The organism is Helicobacter trogontum, assembly GCF_000765905.2.
Taxonomy (GTDB): Bacteria; Campylobacterota; Campylobacteria; order Campylobacterales; family Helicobacteraceae; genus Helicobacter_A; species Helicobacter_A trogontum.
Map to the genome: position 1 here is coordinate 122,889 of NZ_JRPL02000002.1, position 18,113 is coordinate 141,001.

Annotated in this window: 12 protein-coding genes and 1 other RNA gene; 6 read left to right on the forward strand and 7 right to left on the reverse strand. The window is 33.7% G+C overall.

Going from position 1 to position 18,113, the window contains the following annotated elements; translation table 11 throughout:
- The first annotated feature begins 97 nt into the window (after nucleotides 1-97).
- The 3 genes from LS81_RS01585 (at nucleotide 98) to LS81_RS01595 (ending at nucleotide 5,053) form a co-directional block, all read left to right on the forward strand.
- On the forward strand, nucleotides 98-1,513 hold the full coding sequence (locus LS81_RS01585; RefSeq protein WP_034346401.1) for a sodium-dependent transporter: 1,416 nt from the start codon (nucleotides 98-100) through the stop codon (nucleotides 1,511-1,513).
- Between the two features lie 74 nt (nucleotides 1,514-1,587).
- Nucleotides 1,588-3,381, forward strand: coding sequence for an AAA family ATPase (locus LS81_RS01590; RefSeq protein ID WP_034346399.1), 1,794 nt, complete (start codon nucleotides 1,588-1,590; stop codon nucleotides 3,379-3,381).
- Between the two features lie 367 nt (nucleotides 3,382-3,748).
- The gene (locus tag LS81_RS01595; protein ID WP_034346398.1) at nucleotides 3,749-5,053 is read left to right on the forward strand and encodes an MFS transporter; all 1,305 of its coding nucleotides are present in this window, start codon (nucleotides 3,749-3,751) and stop codon (nucleotides 5,051-5,053) included.
- A 444-nt stretch (nucleotides 5,054-5,497) separates the two neighbouring features.
- Here the strand turns inward: LS81_RS01595 and fliW are convergent, their stop codons facing one another.
- Complete coding sequence (gene fliW / locus LS81_RS01600) at nucleotides 5,498-5,905, reverse strand: flagellar assembly protein FliW (protein WP_034346396.1); 408 nt, start codon at nucleotides 5,903-5,905, stop codon at nucleotides 5,498-5,500.
- Between the two features lie 228 nt (nucleotides 5,906-6,133).
- Here fliW and LS81_RS01605 point away from each other — a divergent pair, with 228 nt between their 5' ends.
- On the forward strand, nucleotides 6,134-6,787 hold the full coding sequence (locus tag LS81_RS01605) for an outer membrane protein assembly factor BamD (RefSeq protein ID WP_034347182.1): 654 nt from the start codon (nucleotides 6,134-6,136) through the stop codon (nucleotides 6,785-6,787).
- A 30-nt stretch (nucleotides 6,788-6,817) separates the two neighbouring features.
- Nucleotides 6,818-9,376, forward strand: coding sequence for an endopeptidase La (gene lon, locus LS81_RS01610; protein ID WP_199769742.1), 2,559 nt, complete (start codon nucleotides 6,818-6,820; stop codon nucleotides 9,374-9,376).
- A 139-nt stretch (nucleotides 9,377-9,515) separates the two neighbouring features.
- Here lon and lnt read toward each other — a convergent pair whose 3' ends face one another.
- Nucleotides 9,516-11,321 (reverse strand): apolipoprotein N-acyltransferase, encoded by a 1,806-nt coding sequence (lnt, locus tag LS81_RS01615; protein ID WP_034346392.1) that lies wholly within the window; start codon nucleotides 11,319-11,321, stop codon nucleotides 9,516-9,518.
- Nucleotides 11,322-11,567: 246 nt separating this feature from the next.
- On the opposite strand from lnt, the gene LS81_RS01620 reads away from it, so the two are divergent.
- Entirely contained in the window at nucleotides 11,568-13,349 is a 1,782-nt protein-coding gene (locus tag LS81_RS01620) for a hydrogenase small subunit (protein ID WP_034346389.1), read from the forward strand.
- Between the two features lie 484 nt (nucleotides 13,350-13,833).
- On the opposite strand, the gene LS81_RS01625 is transcribed toward LS81_RS01620, so the two are convergent.
- The 5 genes from LS81_RS01625 to LS81_RS01645 all read right to left on the reverse strand — a co-directional run bounded on the left by LS81_RS01625 (nucleotide 13,834) and on the right by LS81_RS01645 (nucleotide 17,846).
- Nucleotides 13,834-14,466 (reverse strand): hypothetical protein, encoded by a 633-nt coding sequence (locus LS81_RS01625; protein WP_034346388.1) that lies wholly within the window; start codon nucleotides 14,464-14,466, stop codon nucleotides 13,834-13,836.
- Nucleotides 14,467-14,499: 33 nt separating this feature from the next.
- Entirely contained in the window at nucleotides 14,500-15,291 is a 792-nt protein-coding gene (locus LS81_RS01630; protein ID WP_034346386.1) for an MnmC family methyltransferase, read from the reverse strand.
- Between the two features lie 81 nt (nucleotides 15,292-15,372).
- Nucleotides 15,373-15,470, reverse strand: an RNA gene (gene ffs, locus LS81_RS01635) — signal recognition particle sRNA small type.
- A 48-nt stretch (nucleotides 15,471-15,518) separates the two neighbouring features.
- Nucleotides 15,519-16,628: an alanine dehydrogenase gene (ald, locus tag LS81_RS01640; RefSeq protein ID WP_034346384.1), complete on the reverse strand. Its 1,110-nt coding sequence runs from the start codon at nucleotides 16,626-16,628 to the stop codon at nucleotides 15,519-15,521.
- 522 nt (nucleotides 16,629-17,150) lie between these two features.
- Nucleotides 17,151-17,846: an outer membrane beta-barrel protein gene (locus LS81_RS01645; RefSeq protein WP_034346382.1), complete on the reverse strand. Its 696-nt coding sequence runs from the start codon at nucleotides 17,844-17,846 to the stop codon at nucleotides 17,151-17,153.
- Nucleotides 17,847-18,113: the final 267 nt, after the last annotated feature.

Here is an 18,113-nt window from a genome sequence, read left to right on the forward strand (position 1 = left end):
TGTTGCATATTGTTATAAATTTGCTATAATCTAGGGCTTGTTGAAAAACGAGACACTAAGACTTTTTAAGATTTCTGTAAAAAAAGGTGGAAGGGTAATGAATTTCTCTAAAATTGGCTTTATTATGGCAACACTTGGGAGTTCCATAGGACTAGGGCATATTTGGCGTTTTCCGACGATGGCAGGACAAAATGGTGGTGCTGCTTTTATTCTCTTGTTTCTTGTTATCTCGGTGGTCATTGGTGTTTCTATGCTCATCGCTGAGATGCTTGTTGGGAATCGCACACGTAAGAATGCACAAGATGCATTTTACGAGCTTGATGAGAGCAGTCACAAGAGATGGCATTGGGTTGGTCTAACTATTATTGGTGGTCCTATTATCCTCACTTTTTATTGTATTGTTTTGGGTTGGGTGGTATATTATCTTGGTGCAATAAGCTTTCATTTACCCACAAATATGAGTGATTCTAAGATATTATTTGAGAATCTCACTCAAAACATTACTTCACAAGTCATAAGTTTTGCAATTGTTATGATTTTAACTGCGTATTTTGTCGCAAAAGGTGTAAAAAGCGGGATTGAAAAGCTAAACTTTGTGCTTATGCCCTTACTCTTTATTATCTTTTTTGGGTTGCTTATCTATGCTATGACATTACCTTCTTTCGATAAAAGTGTGAATTTTATGTTTGCGATCGATTTTAGTAAGATTACATCAAAAGTGCTTATAGAGGCTATGGGGCAAGTCTTTTTCTCGCTTTCTCTAGGGATAGGGATTATTGTTACCTATGCAGCTTTTACAGAAAAAAAACAAAATCTTTTTAGTGCGGCTATGTGGGTGCTTATCCCCGGCATCATTATTTCTATTGTTGCAGGGCTTATGATTTTTACTTTTGTATTTGAGTATGGCACTGCAAAGGATGTTGGAGAGGGAACTGGTCTTGTGTTTAAGACACTTCCTGTTTTATTTGGCAAGATGGGATCAATAGGTAGCGTGATTTGCGTATTGTTTATGATTGGACTAGGTTTTGCAGGTCTTTCAAGCACAATTTCCCTACTTGAGCCAGCAGTGAAATGGCTTGAGGATAAAACTGGTAAAAATAGAGTGATGTTGTCATGGGGGGTTAGCCTCGTGATATTTTTAGTGGGTTTTGTACTCATTCTTTCGCTCAACGAGGGCTATAAAGAGCTAACCATTGCAGGAAAGAATTTATTTAAATGGATGGATTGGCTTAGTGCTAATATTATTATGACGCTTGGCGGACTTTTAGCAGCAATCTTTGTGGGCTATGCAATTAAAACAGAGCATTTGAGAGAATGGACAAGCCATTACTTTACACCTATCATGTTTAAATTTTGGCTTTTTGCAATTAGAGTCTTGGCTCCACTCATGGTGGGTGCTATTTTTATTTATAATATTTATGACTTGCTGAATCCAAAACCAGCCGAACATACAAAAGCACCTCAACAGCAAGAACAAAATGTGCATAATAAAGATCAGACAGATCAACATTAATTGTTGGGGAATATTTAGAATCTAAAAGCCTTAGGGCAAAGTATAAGTTATGCAATACGTATTATGAGGGCACGATGACTTGGTTAAAAAAATGGTTTTTTACAATTGTTTTGTGTATCTGGGCGTTATGTGTTGGTATAGGAAGCTATTTTGTTATAAAAGAGAATGCAGCATCTATTGATTTTACAACTCTTGTAAATATGCTGCAACGTGACCGTGTAGAAACAATACTTATTGGAAAACATCACACATATTTCTATATGGCGGATGAAAGGATATATAAACTGCCAACAACACAGCTGTATGGTTGTATAAACAAAGTTTTTATCGCTAAAATATCTAATAAAGATATTAATTATAATAAAGATATTAATTATAATAAGGTATCTAATAAAGAAACTTGCGGCATTTATCTCTCGTTTATTGAGAATGGATTACCCATTATCGCACCCAAGACTTCGCCTCAAGAAAAAATAGTGTATGCGATAATTGTATTTTTAATAGGGTGGGTTATTTTTTATATATTGTGTGAAGAGATTGAGTCAAAGATATGGACTGAAAAAAATGCAATTATGGAAACAAACTCGTATAGCAATGAAGATGCAGATGATAATATGTCGCTTGCATTAGAGCCTATGAGAAGCTCAATAAGATTCCGTGATGTCGCTGGAATTAAAGAGGCAAAAGATGACCTATTAGAGATTATTGACTACCTAAAGAATCCAAAGAAATATCAAGATTTGGGGATATATTTGCCAAGAGGGGTTTTGCTTGTAGGGCCTCCTGGTGTTGGCAAAACTATGATTGCAAAGGCAATTGCAGGGGAGAGTGGTGTGCCTTTTTTTTATCATAGTGGTTCATCTTTTGTGCAAATTTATGTAGGGGTTGGTGCACAGAGAGTAAGAGAGCTGTTTGCTAGAGCTAGAGCGTGTGCCCCAGCTATTATTTTTATTGATGAGATAGATGCGATTGGTAAGGCAAGGGGTGCAGACAATCATCAAGAATGGGAGAGCACACTCAATGAGTTGTTGATTGAGCTTGATGGTTTTAGTGATCAGAGCGGTGTTATTGTTATTGGTGCGACAAATCAAGTTGATGTTATGGATCATGCTCTTTTGCGTAGTGGGCGATTTGATAGACGCATTTATGTTGATTTACCAGATTTAAATGAACGTATAGAGATTCTAAAAGTGCATTTACGCAATCGTGCACATATGCTTGATTTGCATGAGACTGCAAAGCTTTGCGTCGGTTTTAGCGGAGCAAATATAGCATCACTTGTAAATGAAGCTGCTATCAACGCCCTACGCCATAATCGCAACACAATTACTATGCAGGATATAACAGATACAAGCCACAAAGTGTTATTTGGAAAAAGGCGACAAAATACCCTAAGCAAGCACGAAAAACAAATGCTTGCAATTTATAATGCTGCAAAGGGTTTGTCGCAGTATTGGCTTTTACCAGATTTTCAAAAGATTACGCTTATTGATACAACTATAGAATCCCAGTCGCCAAACAATAACTATGACTATTATACAAGGGATAATCTCATTGCAGAAATAAAAATTGCTCTAAGTGGTAATCTAGCTCTTGAGGTACATAATATAGGCATATCAACAATTGCACAACATGATGTTGAAAAAGCAAAATTTATTGCTAAAAAAATGTGTGAAGATTATGGCATGGGAGAGCGTTTGCTCACTGATTATGAAGATATATTAGAGATTTTAGAAACTACAAAGCAAGAACATAAAGAATTTATCATTGCAAATAAACATTCTATTGAACGCATTGCTACCACTCTTATAGAACATGAAAAAATCACAAAGGAAGATATACAAAAGATATTGGAAAGTATATCATAGAGTTATGGTTATACCAATTATATAAGTTTCTTAAGATTTCAGTCTTTAACATAAAGATAAATAATTACATGGATGCAGGTAAATGCTGCTTAATCAATTTATTACAAAATTAAACATATTTGATGTCTACAGACAGAAAAATAAGTTTTTTTATCCAAAATATACATAATATGATATTCTATAACCATAGAATTATAATTTTTTATTAAAAAAATAAAAAATTTAGATTCTGCATGTAAATAAAACTAAAAATAAAATAAGTTAATGGCTATATGTGACTTTTTATGAGAATCTGATCACAGTTTCCACAAACTTGAAGCTAGTTTTTCAGAAAACATAAACATATGGCTAAAAATAAGGGGAGGATATGCAGCAACAATTGACTAAAGATCTCACAAAAGCACAGAGGATACGCTCCATTTTGGCTGCGAGTTCGGGTAACTTTGTAGAGTGGTTTGATTTTTACATTTATGTTTCATTGGCATCATATTTTACGCACCATTTTTTTGATTCTGGAGATGAAACTTCAAATCTGATAAAATCGTTTGGTGTATTTGCTTTTGGATTTTTTATGCGACCTATTGGGAGTTTGATTTTTGGTTCCTTAGCAGATAAGGTTGGCAGACAAAAAGTAATGGTTTATGCAATTATTTTAATGTCAATTGGTAATTTTTTAATTGCATCAATACCCACAAAGGAACAAATTGGAATCTGGGCACCAGTACTACTAGTGTTTGCACGATGTTTGCAGGGATTATCAGTAGGTGGAGAGGGCGGATTAGTCGCTACTTATATATCTGAAATATCTACAAAGGGTAATCGCGGCTTTTTCTCATCATTTCAATATGTTACATTGATTATGGCTCAGTTTGTGGCATTGGGTTGTGTTTGGCTAGCTGTTGAATACTTGGGTAACGATGTGATGCAAGATTATGGCTGGAGATATTTATTCATTTTGGCTGGAATCTTAGCTCTTGGTTCACTATTCTTGCGGGCAAATATGCATGAGAGCGCAAAGGAACTGCATAAGAAAGATGCAGAAAAAGGCACATTAAAATCTCTTTGGACATACAGAAAATATTGTCTTCTTGTGTTTGGGCTAACAGCGGCTGGTAGTATGTGTTATTATAATTTTACTGCCTATATGATAACATTTTTGAAAACAAGTGCTGGATTTAAATCTGAAACAGCCTACATGATAGCAATGTGTGGATTAGCTTTTGGTATGATTATACAGCCATTTATGGGAATGATAGGTGATAAAATTGGTATCAAGAAGATGTTGGCTTTATTTTCTGGTGTTGGTTTTATTACTGTAGCACCTTTGATGAATGCAATAGTCCAATCTGGTCCTAGTGGCAGTATCAATAGTCCTGTTTTAGCATTCTTGTTTATTGCTATCGGACTTATTATATCTGGATTCTATACTTCTATCGCTGGTATTGCAAAAGCTGCTTTATTTCCTGAGAAGGTTAGAGCACTTGGCACTGGATTACCCTATGCTATGGCGGTTGCATGCTTTGGCGGAACTGTGCCTAGCATAGCATTGTGGTTTAAACAAAGCGGGATTGAATGGGGATATTATATTTATATGATGGTATTCTTGTTCTTTTGTTTCTTGGTAGCAATTGGCATCCCTAAGGAAACAGAACTAGAAAAGCAAAATGATTAGCAGTGTTGTTTGTCTAGTCATTTTTTGACCTTTTAATATTTTTAATATGCATATACACAATAATTCTTTTGGGGATTACTTTGTATAGAGAGGTGTGACAAAGCATTCCTACCGCAGGTCTTTAAGTCCTGCCTATGATAACGATGAAATGCTTCATTTTTTGCTACATATTTTTACACAGGTATTTTTTTTGGCGTCTTGATACAATTAGTATAATTCTTGCTCATTAAAACTTTTTAATCAAGAATAACAATGTTATGAATTCCGTGTTTTGAGCCTAGTATATATTTTTCCAATAATACATAATGTTTAGTAGAAGATAAATTTTGTAATTTTACTTTAATATACTCTCACAGCAAATATCCAAATTTATGTTACTTCTGATTAAACACTTTGTAGATAAACATGTAAGAGGCACAGCAATAGTTTTAAAACAAAATAGAGCTATGACTGTGATTCTGTGTCTTGTGGATAGTAATTGGCTATTGGCTCTGCAAGTTTGTAATGTGGATACTTAATGCTATCAAGGACTATTTGTGCCATAGAGAGATTGTCAAAATTAAAGACCAAAGGTGCAAGAAAGTTAATTGTTGAGCGTTCAATTGGGTTTTGCATAACCATGATATTGGCGGTCAAAATATTTTTGCTATTTTCTAAATCAAGTAGCAACTTTAACGCCATAGGCACTTCAAACTCATAAGTTTCGCGTAAAACAAATGGATTCACTAGGGTGAAAATAGGTGTTGCATCATCAGCATTTGTTAATCGCAGAAAGACCTCATCAAGCTTCTCTAGCTTCATTTTATTAACATGCTCAAAACCTAAAATTGGCGATTTGACTTCAAAAATCATAACACTCTCCGAGATTAACATTTAAGTTGTGAATGCCAACAGCATTGCGTTCTTATGCTCCCTTAAGCCCTAAATATCCTAAAATTTGCAAGATCTTATAAAGCTATATAGCAAAATGAATATTCTACCAAAAAGTTTATAAATATGCAAACATAACACGAATTTTTTATATAATATCATTTATTTTTTCAAGCGGAGTTTATTTTGCAAAATAAAACACTTTATAATATATTTTTGTCTTATTTTAATGTGTTGCTATGTTTATTTTTATCATATTTATTCATAGCATGTAGCGATAAAGATAAAGAGGTTGTATACAATCAACCAGCAAGTTTTTGGTATGAAGGAATATTTAAAAATATTCGACTTGGAAATCTAGAGACTGCTGATAGCTATTTTTCTTCTTTGCAGAGCGAACATTTAAATTCACCATTGATACCAGAAGCAATGCTTGCGTTAGGGCAAGCCCACTTAAGTAATGAAGAATATATTTTATCTGATTTTTATTTCAAAGAATATCTAAAGCGATATGGTAATGCAAATAATGCGGACTACATTAGTTTTTTGAGATTAAAATCCCATTTGTATGCATTTAAAAATGCGTCAAAAGATCAGCAATTTATGACAGATTCTATTATCTTAATACAAGATTTTATGGAAAAATATCCAAATAGTAGGTATATGCCTTTTGTGCATGAGATGGAAGTAAAATTTGTGCTTGGGCAAAATGAGTTAAATAAGGCTATTGCGAGAGTGTATGAAAAAAATAATCAAACAGAAGCAGAACAAATATATCTTGATAGAATAGATTCTGATTTACAAGAAGCTACAAAGCCAACACCCTCAAAAGTGCCATGGTATATGGTATTACTGAATTGGTAGAATAAATATTTAACAAAGAAAGGAATTATTATGGATAGAGAAAATGAAGCATTAGTTACATTACCCATCGTTGTAGAAGAAGAAATGTTTGTATTTCCTTTTATCATTGCACCGATTTTTATCTCTGATAAAGCTAATATAGCAGCTGTACAAAAAGCTCAAAAGACTAATGAGAATATCTTTGTGGTTTGTGCAAAAAATAATCCAAAGAGCGATGATGTGCCATTTTATGATGTGGGCGTTATTGGTAAAATCATGCGTAAAGTAAGCTTACCTGATGGACGTATAAAGATTTTATTTCAAGGTATATCAAAGGGCAAGATAACAGAGATTATAAATGTGGAGCCACTGGAGGCACAAATTGAAGTTATTACGTATAAGCCAAGTAATAAACAAACCGTGGATGCACTGTTGGCTGTATTTATGGAAAAAATTAATGCCCTAGCACATTTAAGTCAAAACATTTCTCCTGATTTATTACGCAATATTGAAAATGCTGATGATCCAAACAAGGTTGTTGATTTGGTAACTTCTACATTGCGATTAAAAAAGGAGCAAAGCTATACGTTATTTTCTAGCAATGATACTGAAGATCGACTTATGCTTGCTACTCAAATGGTATTAGAAGAGATTGAAACTCAAAAATTACAAAAAGATATAAAATCAAAAGTACATACAAAAATGGATCAAATTAACCGCGAGTTTTTCTTAAAAGAGCAGTTAAAACAGATTCAAAAAGAACTCGGTATTGATAAACAAAGAGATGAGGAAATAGATCAATATTATAGTAAGTTAGAGGAATTAAAAAGTGGTATGCATGAAGATGCATATAAGGAGATTAAAAAGCAAATTGATCGATTATCACGTGCTCATCCTGATAGCTCTGATGCAAACATGGTGCAAAACTATGTAGAATGGATGTTAGAGATTCCATTTACAAGTGTCAGCAATAAAAAGCTAAGTATTAAGAATGTTGAGAGGCAATTAAGCAGTGATCATTATTCTCTTGTTGATGCCAAGCAGAGAATTGTAGAATATTTTGCAGTCAAACAACTTTTAGAACAAAGGGCAAAAGATAACAAAGAAGATGAATCAAAAAAACATGGCAAAAATGAGCAAACTTCAGTTGATACGATAAAAAAGACAGAATCTAAAAAAGATGATTTGAAAGAGGATTCTAAAAATCACGAAGCTACACACATGAGTGAGAAGCATAAGGGAACGATTTTATGCTTTTATGGTGCACCTGGTGTGGGGAAAACAAGCCTTGCAAATTCTATAGCAACTGCATTGAATAGACCGCTTGTAAGAATTGCATTGGGTGGGTTAGAAGATGTTAATGAACTGCGTGGACACAGACGCACATATCTTGGATCAATGCCTGGTAGGATCGTACAAGGCTTAATAGATTCTAAAAAGATGAATCCCGTTGTTGTGCTTGATGAAATTGATAAAATTGTAAGGGGCGTAAGAGGAGATCCTACAAGTGTGCTTTTAGAAATTTTAGATCCTGAACAAAATGTGAGTTTTAGGGATTATTATGCAAACTTTAGCATAGACTTATCACAAGTTGTATTTATTGCAACTGCAAATGATATTTCATTAATCCCAGCACCACTCCGAGATAGAATGGAGTTTATAGAAATTAGTAGTTACACGCCCCAAGAAAAATATGAAATTGCAAAAAAATATCTCATTCCGCAAGAGATTAAAAATCATGGTTTGCGACCAGATGAGATAAAGATTTCTAAAGATGCGATAGAGACTATTATCCATAATTACACAAGAGAAGCGGGTGTTAGGAATCTTCGCAGAAAAATTGCACAAATTATGCGTAAAGCAGCAGTTGAGATTCTAAATAATAAGACAAAAACAATGCAAGTGGGTGTCAAAGATCTTACACGATTACTGAAAAAAAGTGTTTTTGAGATTGATAAGGCGGAGAGAAAACCTAGACTTGGTGTTGTCAATGGACTTGCATGGACTGCCGTTGGTGGCGATGTGTTAAAGATTGAGGCAATATCATTATTAGGTAAAGGTAACCTAAAACTCACGGGACAATTGGGTGATGTCATGAAAGAATCAGCATATATCGCGTATTCCGTTGTTAAAAATAGGCTTGATAATACATTGCAAAAAGATTTCAATAATGCTCAAGATTCTAGAAAGCAAAGTCTAAGTAAATTAAACACAGAATCTAAGGATGCAGATAGCACACAATCACCTACATATAAAAGTCCAACAGAAACTCTTGATATTCACCTGCATGTTCCAGAAGGCGCAACGCCAAAAGATGGTCCTAGTGCGGGTATCACTATGGCTTGTGCTATCGCTTCAATCTTGTTTAATAAAGATGTGCGTCAAGATGTAGCGATGACAGGTGAGCTTAATCTTAGTGGTGAAGTGCTTCCTATAGGCGGACTTAAGGAAAAGCTTATTGCAGCATATAAAGCAGATATTAAAAAAGCTTTAATTCCAATTAAAAACTACAAAAGAGATTTAGACGATATACCAAAAGAAGTGCAGCAAAATGTAGAAATAGTTGCAGTGCAAAACATTGATGAAGTATTTAAACATGTGTTATTATAAACTATGTTAAAGCTGTTTATGAGAGTTGTGTTAAAAAAGTTGATGTGATTGTATTTCATATTATGAAGTTGTATTGTTAGTGGATATATGTGTGACTTACAACCCCAATATAAACTTGCAGGGTCATGTATGACTATGCCTAATCCTTGCCATTATTTGGTGTGATGATTGCTGTTGGTGTGTAATTTGTAGAATGATAGACAAAGCTTTGAAAACTTCGTGCATAATATTTTATAATCATTTGTTGCATAAAGCTTTGTGTTGAGGGATAAAACCACGCATTATTGCTTAACATGAGAATATATTTTGCTCCAGTTGTATATGGCAATGTCATAGTTCCTTCATAGCAGTTTGCAATAGCGACATGTAGGCTTTGAGTGGAGAATGATATTATTTCATGCCCTTTATTGAATCCAAAGTCATTACCAAATATTTTTTTAAAAAGGGGTGATAAAATGGCATTAAATGGCAGGGTTTCTCCAAATGGCACAAGAATATTTTTATCAGCGATTAAGCTATATCCCTTTGAGAAAATATACACACTATTGTAATAGCCATTTTGCATAGTCGGCATATTTATATAGCTTTCTTCTATTGAATCTAGATGTTTGTCTCTTTGTTTTAGGCTATCAAGCATAAAAAGAGAGGATCTTTTTGTATGTGTATTAACAGATTCTATGCTTTGCATACGTATAGCCCCAACTACAATCGTAATATGCTTACTTAGGTCAAGCAATGTATTGTAGATCTCTGTTTGTGCATTGAGGACTAGAGGGAAACTTGTTTCTGGTAGGATAACGAGTGGGTAGCCTTCATCTATTGCTTGTTGTATGGCTTCTAAATTATTAGCAATTATACTTTCCCGATTTACTTTTTCCCAACGCATATCTTGTGGATACTGCGTTTCTACAATTTTTGCATGTAGTTTTGGTGTATGCTTGGTGGTACCATATTCCAAGGATATAAGCAACAGTAATGGGGCAAGTAGTTGCAAAGCACTTTTTACAATAATAAAGTAATATGAAAATGCTATACAGAGTAAGCTAATTAATGAAGCCTCAAAAACGCTATATGAGCTTAAATACGCAAGATTAAGCCAATTGAAATCAAATGGGTGGATAATAAAGAGTAATGCCGCCATAGTAATACGCCATGCAAGATTCTGAAAATATAAAAGAATCCATAATAACACGCCATAAATAATACCTACACATACTATGATGAATGGTGTGAGTAGGCTTAAGCTCTCGACAAAACGAAGCGCAAGTGCTATCCAATAGAATCCAAAAACACCGATAAAAAATCCAAACCAAAACCTATACATACGTGGTATAAATAGAAATATAGCGATACTTAATGGATAAAATAAGCTAACACCAATATAGATATTTTTATGAAGTAGGGAAAATATACAGATACAAAGCACCATAAATACGATGAAATAGGGCAATGCCATATCAACAATATGTCTCTTGGTGCAATATGCAGACATTTTACAAAGCTTTTTATTGTGTGTTTCTATTTGCAAACATACAAAAGTAGCGCAGACATAAAGCACAAAGCACATCAAAAGAAAACATAGGATTCCATATAAAAGGGGTGGCATAATCGATTCAAGTATAAACCACCAAAATGGCAACCAAAACAAAAAGCCAAAAAACATACCAATCAATGCTTTATGTAAAGTAGCCTTAAGTTTTGTATATTTTTTTGTGGATTGTGTGGGCAACATTTGTTTTGTATGCCCTTGCATAATTTTAAAAAGTAGGCGTGGATGAAAGATGTAAAATGGATAACAAAATAAGGCTTGCAACAATGAGGTAATATGCAGATATGTAGTTGCATGTCGCAATATGCTAAAATGTTCTGTTTTACAAGTTGTGAAAAATAGTTTTAAAAAGTTGTATATTTTGTTGCTTGTGTGTTGTTGCAAGTTTTTTTTCAAAATAGCCTCTCTTTTTTGATAGTTTTGCAAACGCTACAATGAGTTTACTATCATATTGCACTTTGTGCGGTATTTTATCATAAATGCAAGATTTTAGATAGGTATTTTCATGATCGTATCGCTGCATAGGGGTTTATAACGTCATAAACCATATATAAGCAGATAGCAAATTACGTATGCAATACAGAATTGTGATACAATACAATAAGCATAGATTCTAAATATGATTAGCTACAGGGAGAAATAATGGCAGCATTACAAAAAGAAGAAATTGAGACAAAATTGCAAGCTCGTTTGCAGTCTTTATCACACACAGCAAAAAGCACAATGTTGCAAAATGATTCTACAAAGACATGGTTAAAAGATCAGCTCTCACTTATTAATGTGCCAAAAACTATGCTTGATGTTTGTATAGAAATTTTAGAACACATGAGTGATTTAAAGGTAGTTTGGTTGCATTTACAAGAATGCACAGGTTGTAGTGAAAGTTTGCTAAGGACAGAAGCACCAAGCTTTGAAGTTTTGCTTTTTGATATTTTTAAAATTGTATATCATGATTTAGTGATGGTATCAAGTGGGCATGGGGCTACTGCGGCATTAGAGTATGCAAGTTCACATGAAAAATATGTGCTGCTTGTTGAGGGAAGTGTGCCTATGGGTTTTGCAAAAGATTATATTACACTTGGCAATAGAAATGGATATGATGAGGTTTCTCATCTCTTGCATAATGCAGAAGCAGTATTTGCAGTTGGGACATGTTCTAGTTTTGGTGGAATCCAGAGTGCTTACCCAAATCCTACAAATGGACATGCTTTAAGTGAGATTTTTGAAAGAGAAGTTATTAATATCCCAGGTTGTCCACCTAGTGATAAAAATATTGTAGCAACATTGCTTTATTACTATCTCTTTGGAGAATCCCCAAGTCTTGATTCACTTAAAAGACCATTGTGGGCGTATGGTAAAAGTGTGCATGACTTGTGTGAGCGAAAGAGTTTTTTTATGTCTGGTGACTTTGTAGAATCCTTTGATGATCCCAATATGAAAGAAGGTTATTGTCTATATAAGGTTGGGTGCAAGGGTCCATACACTTATAATAATTGTCCAAAAGTAAAGTTTAATGCAAAAACAAGTTGGCCTGTGCAGGGCGGACATGGATGTATTGGTTGTAGTGAGCCAAATTTCTGGGATAATTTTGGCAATATTGAAAAACCCTTAAGCAATAAAAGTTTTTTTACTCTTAACGAAAAGTTTGTGCCAAAGATACTCCCTTTAAGCTATAAGAAACTCCAAGCTCCTATACAAAATACACAAGAATACATGCAATTTGCAAATACGCTTAAAAGCACAAAAAATCTTTTTATTAATCTAGGTGTAGATGAAAGCAGTGTTGTATTGTATGAGGATGGTGAATGCAAACCATTGATCTCTTGTGCTATTTCGCTCAATCCAAAACTTGTATTGCAAAGCTATGAAAGCAAAAACAAGCAAGGGAAAAAGCTTTATGCAAATTATCAAAATAAAATGAAAGATCGTTATATTGAATTAATGAAACTTTGTGATAAAGAGAGGATAAGTAGCAATATTAATGATGCATTTAGCCTTTTTGCAATGATTTTAGATGATAAAACATTGATTGATGAGGAAATAAACATGATTAATATGTGGTTAGAATCTAGCCTTAATCCTTTAGGAGGAAATTTTCAAACTACACATATTTTACAGCTTGCAAAGAGTTTTAAATTTCCACATGTAAGTGAGTTGGGATTTAAGTTTAAAAAGGACAATGATTATTATATGCTTGATTATGCAAAGGCACTCTCCATTGCTATGTCGTATCGTATAGGTGGGTTGGACATGCATGGATTGGCGTATAGCATGGCGTGTGATTTGGCGAATGCGTTTGTTGAAATTATAGATACAACATGTGATACTATCGTATTGCAAGGCGAGATGTTTAATTTATCGTTTATTCAGCAAATCTTTACTAGACGTTTAAAAGATAAAACGATAGTGGTGCTTACTTACTAGGCTATATCTATACATGAGATTTGTTGCTTGGATAAATGGATTTCTAGATTCTGCATGTTTGTATTATAAGAAGAAGTAGTTGTAAGCAAAAAGCTATACTTAAGCCTTTAGACTTTTCCCAATTTATGAGTGTTTTTGTATAAGCTGTATACATGCCATAAATAATCAACATATAGATTGTTGGGTGTATCATATAGTTTTCTCTATTCTATTTGTAGCAAATCAATATAGCCTCATTAAAAAGCTACATTTATGTTTATGCAGTTTAGTATTTGATTATGTCGTTAGGTAATAGGCTTGTTGGTTGTGTAGATTAGTGTTTCAGGATTAAGATTTTGATGCGTTTTATTTGGTTAAGATTATTAACAAGGCAATTTAAGAAGTGAGGTCAAAGAAGAGATATGGGCTTGGTCCCAAATTGTTTGAACTTTTAAGCTAGAGGGTTTATCATTTGTGTTTTTAGAGGTAGGTAGAGCATCTTTCTTTATTGATAGTTAAGGTATTGCAGGATTATTTCTGTATGGGTGTCTTTTTGTGTGAAAACAATCGTGCATGATTGCTCTTGTGCTTCATTTCTATATAAAATCCACAGCTGCTTTAAATCATTATCTTTTTTGTTAATCCTTTGTTGGTTGCTTTCTTTCCAAAGAGTTGTTATGGTGCTTTGATTGTTTTGTATAATTTCATTTCTAAAAGATGGAGTGTTAGTTAGAAAATTTAAGAATTTTAATTTTTTCATGATGGCAAAACTTTGTTTTATATTTTTGTTATAGATAAAATACTTTTTCGCACCACTATTTTCATTACATGTAAATGGCAAGTCATTAATCTTTTCCCCTTTAAATCTTCCATTTTCTAATGCTCCAAAAACAAGGCTTCTATCTGGTGGATATTCACAAAAATCAATGTATGGAGCCCCTGTTATAGAATCTTTTTTTAGCTTAAAAGATTCTATTTGTTGTGCAAAAGCTTCTTTAAAAAATGGCTCAAAATCTTTTATTATAATCTGTGCTTGTTTTGAATCTAGCATATGGTTTTTTGATACACCTTTTGCTAAATTTTGTGCTTCTATGCTGCTACAAGCCATCAATGTCAATATCGCAAAAATGCGTTGCATGTAATATCCTTTATTTTATAAGACAAAACCCATTTATTTATAAAAAATACTTCCCCATGTATATTTCAATGTATTAAATCCAGCTCTTTTTGCTGCTTCAAGTACAACTCGTGCCTTTGCATAGGTTGTGATAATACATGGAGTTTTTGTAATTTTATAGAGTGTTTGAAAGTATTTTGTGTCCCATAACTCCTCATTGTATGCTTGACTAAAGGCATCTTGAAATACAATGTCAAAAAAGCCCGTGCGAAATTGTAAAAGATATGTAAGTGCGTTACCATGCAAATAATAGAGTGTTTGTTGTTTGTTGTGATAATATGATTGCTTATAGAGCATATGCAGGATTGTTTTACTTTGAGGAATATTTTGGTATGGGAAATCACTGAGCTCTTGTAAAAACAAATCTTTCTCAGGTGAATAGATCTCACATGTCTTAAAATAAGTTAAAGCCAACATTGCATTGTATCCAAGCCCAAAACATATATCCAATATACGCACAGGACGTGTGAGATTTTGTGTTTGCAAAGATTGTATAAGAGTGCTGATATTGTGTTGTAGTGGTGTTAAATCTGCATAGATTTTATAATGTTTCTGTATAGAATCTACTTGTTGCAAAAAAGTTTCACGTGTATTGATATCGCAAAAATTACCATTATTTTGAAAAAAAATCGCAGGATAAATATGCTTTAATAATGTTTCAGTGTAAGCACCCAAGCTTTTTGAGTGATAGCTTTGCTTATAGGTATTGTTGTAGACACTAAAGCTTTTATCTAAACCTTGCACTATATTGTCGTAAATGGGTGCTGCGTCATTATAAATTGCCATAACTTGGAATCCGAATTAATTAATTTGATGTTTTAGGTAAATCTAAAATTAGAGGTTTCAATATGGAGTATTTAAAAACCCTTCCAGCCAGGAACCAATGGCACACAAACTTTGCAAGTGCTCTGCTATGTTCCCATCCTGAAGCGTTGCTCACAAAGCCTATTGCATAGGGCTAACTAGAAAGGCGTTCTCATTATATCTTATTTTATTTTAAATAATGCTTAAATTTAGCATAATACCTCTTTTGCTTCAGTATATGCTATACCGAATGCATCACTCACGCCTTTATACGTGCATTTACCATTATAGGTGTTAAGCCCCTCTAAAATCCCACTATCTTTTAATGCTGCCTCTTTTACACCGAGTTTTGCTATGTTTAACCCAAAGTTAAGTGTAGAATCAGTTAAAGCCAGAGTTGCAGTTTTTGCCACAGCACCAGGCATATTCGCTACACAATAATGCAAGATTCCATCAATATCAAATATAGGATTATCATGTGTTGTTGGTCTTGAGGTTTCAAAGCAACCCCCTTGATCGATTGCCACATCAGTAAGGATTGAGCCTACTTTCATGCATTGTAAATCATCTTTTTTTACAAGTTTTGGTGCTTTTGCACCCGGTATCAATACTGCACCAATCACAACATCAGAATCAGCAATACTAGAGAGTAAGTTAGCACGAGAGCTAAAGAGCGTATGGATACGCATATTAAATATTTGATCTACATAGGCAAGTCTAGCAGTATCAATATCAAGTATTGTTACATCCGCACCCATACCCACTGCAAGTTGTGCTGCATTTAATCCCACTACACCAGCACCAATAATTGTGACTTTGCCTTTTGGAGTACCTGGAATCCCACTAAGAAGTGTGCCATTGCCGCCAAAAGTTTTTTGAATATATTTTGCAGATTCTATAACTGCAAGTCGTCCAGCAATAGAACTCATAGGTGCTAAACAAGGTAATACGTTACGCACCTTAATCGTCTCGTATGCCACTGCATTAATCTTTTTTTCAAGCAGCATATCAGTTAATTTTCGATCAGCAGCTAAATGTAAATAAGTGAAAAGTGTTTGCCCTTCTTTGAAATAGTTGTATTCGCTTTCAATAGGTTCTTTTACTTTTATAATCATATCGCTTTGCTTAAATAAAGTTTCTTTATCGACAATCTCAGCACCAGCCTTATGATACTCTTCATCGCTAAAACCAATCGCACTCCCAGCATCATGTTCAATAAAGATTTTGTGCCCAGCTTCTTTATATTCATGCACATTGGATGGTGTCAAACCAACACGATATTCATGCACTTTTATTTCTTTTGGACAGCCAATAACCATAATGTCTCCTTAAAGTATATATGTCGTAGCCCTTTGCAATGCCTCATAAATACATGCTTTATCGGTAAATATGCAGGGTTACCTAGAAAATATAAGTTATCATAATAAATAAAAGCAATATAGTTTATATTTTAGTCAAATAAATAAGCATATGTTACATTATGTAATATCATATAAGTATGATGATGCATTTTATATCATTTTGAAACATATTTTGTAATGATTGGGCTTATTCTAGCATACTGAGCTGTTGTGTGTAGGCATGAGTTATAAAAGCATAGGTTAGCAGGGAAGTAAGAAGTTTATTTATCATAAACACTCCTTGCATTTTCCTTACTAATTCAGAGTTGAAATCAAGGTAATATTGGCAGTAGAATATATCAGAAATACATAGATTGTTACATCTATCTAGTTTATATATAACCATACAACACAAGAACTCCCATTTTGAAAAAATGGGTGACTTACTGACTTGTAAAATAAGGAGAAAGACTACTTAAGTTTAAAATATTATATATTACACTAGAAGATATAAGAATAACCCACATTAATTACATGTGTATTCATGAGGAATTCTATTGTGCCAATTCTTTCTTTAATATTGTATCCAGCGGCTAATGTTTGGATTTTTGCACCTATTTCCACTTTATGCGAACTTGCAAAAGTTGCTGCAATACCAACATTTATAGGGATATTAAAGCCATTGTATTGTTGACTCTTAAATTCATCAATTCCCGACTTGCTACCAGTTAACCCAGTGATACCATAGCCAAGTCCAAATCCCACATACGCACCAAGTGTAAAGTTGCCTGTATTTAAGAAATTTATTAACGCATCAACATTGAATGTAATATTTTGAAAAGATGTGTGAAGTTCTTGATCTGTTGGAGTTTCTGAGAAGAATAGTCTATTGCCATTAAAATCATAACCTAGATAACCTCTAATGCCTACTATTGGTATAAAGAAATACTGATACCCAACATTTAAGCCAACATTGAATGTAGCAATATTTGCTTTATCAATTCTCACCATTTGATAGCCCTGATCGTCCAAGGCCTTATTATCTACATATACACCTATGCCAAATAGTGAAACACCGCCATGCACACCTACAAAGGCACCACTTTTTTCTCCACTACTATCTGCTGCTAAAGCATTATTGCTAAGTCCTAGTGTAAGTAGTGTGCTCATAGCCATTATACTAAGGGTTTTTCTCATGATTCATCCTTTAAAATAAAACCTTTAACTTATGAGAGTTAAAAAGTAGCCCACGTTCTAGTGAAAATAAACAAACTTCACTCCATAAAAACAAAAAAAATAATTTTTATTATTTTTAAAGAATAAATGTAACATTTTGATGAGTTTTTTATAGTTTTATATAAAATGAGATGGTATGTGGTTGTGTTAAGTGTTTGAAATCTAGATGTATCCATATCTTGGTGGCTTAGTGGGCTTATGGTATAAACAATAAGGCTTTAGTATCTA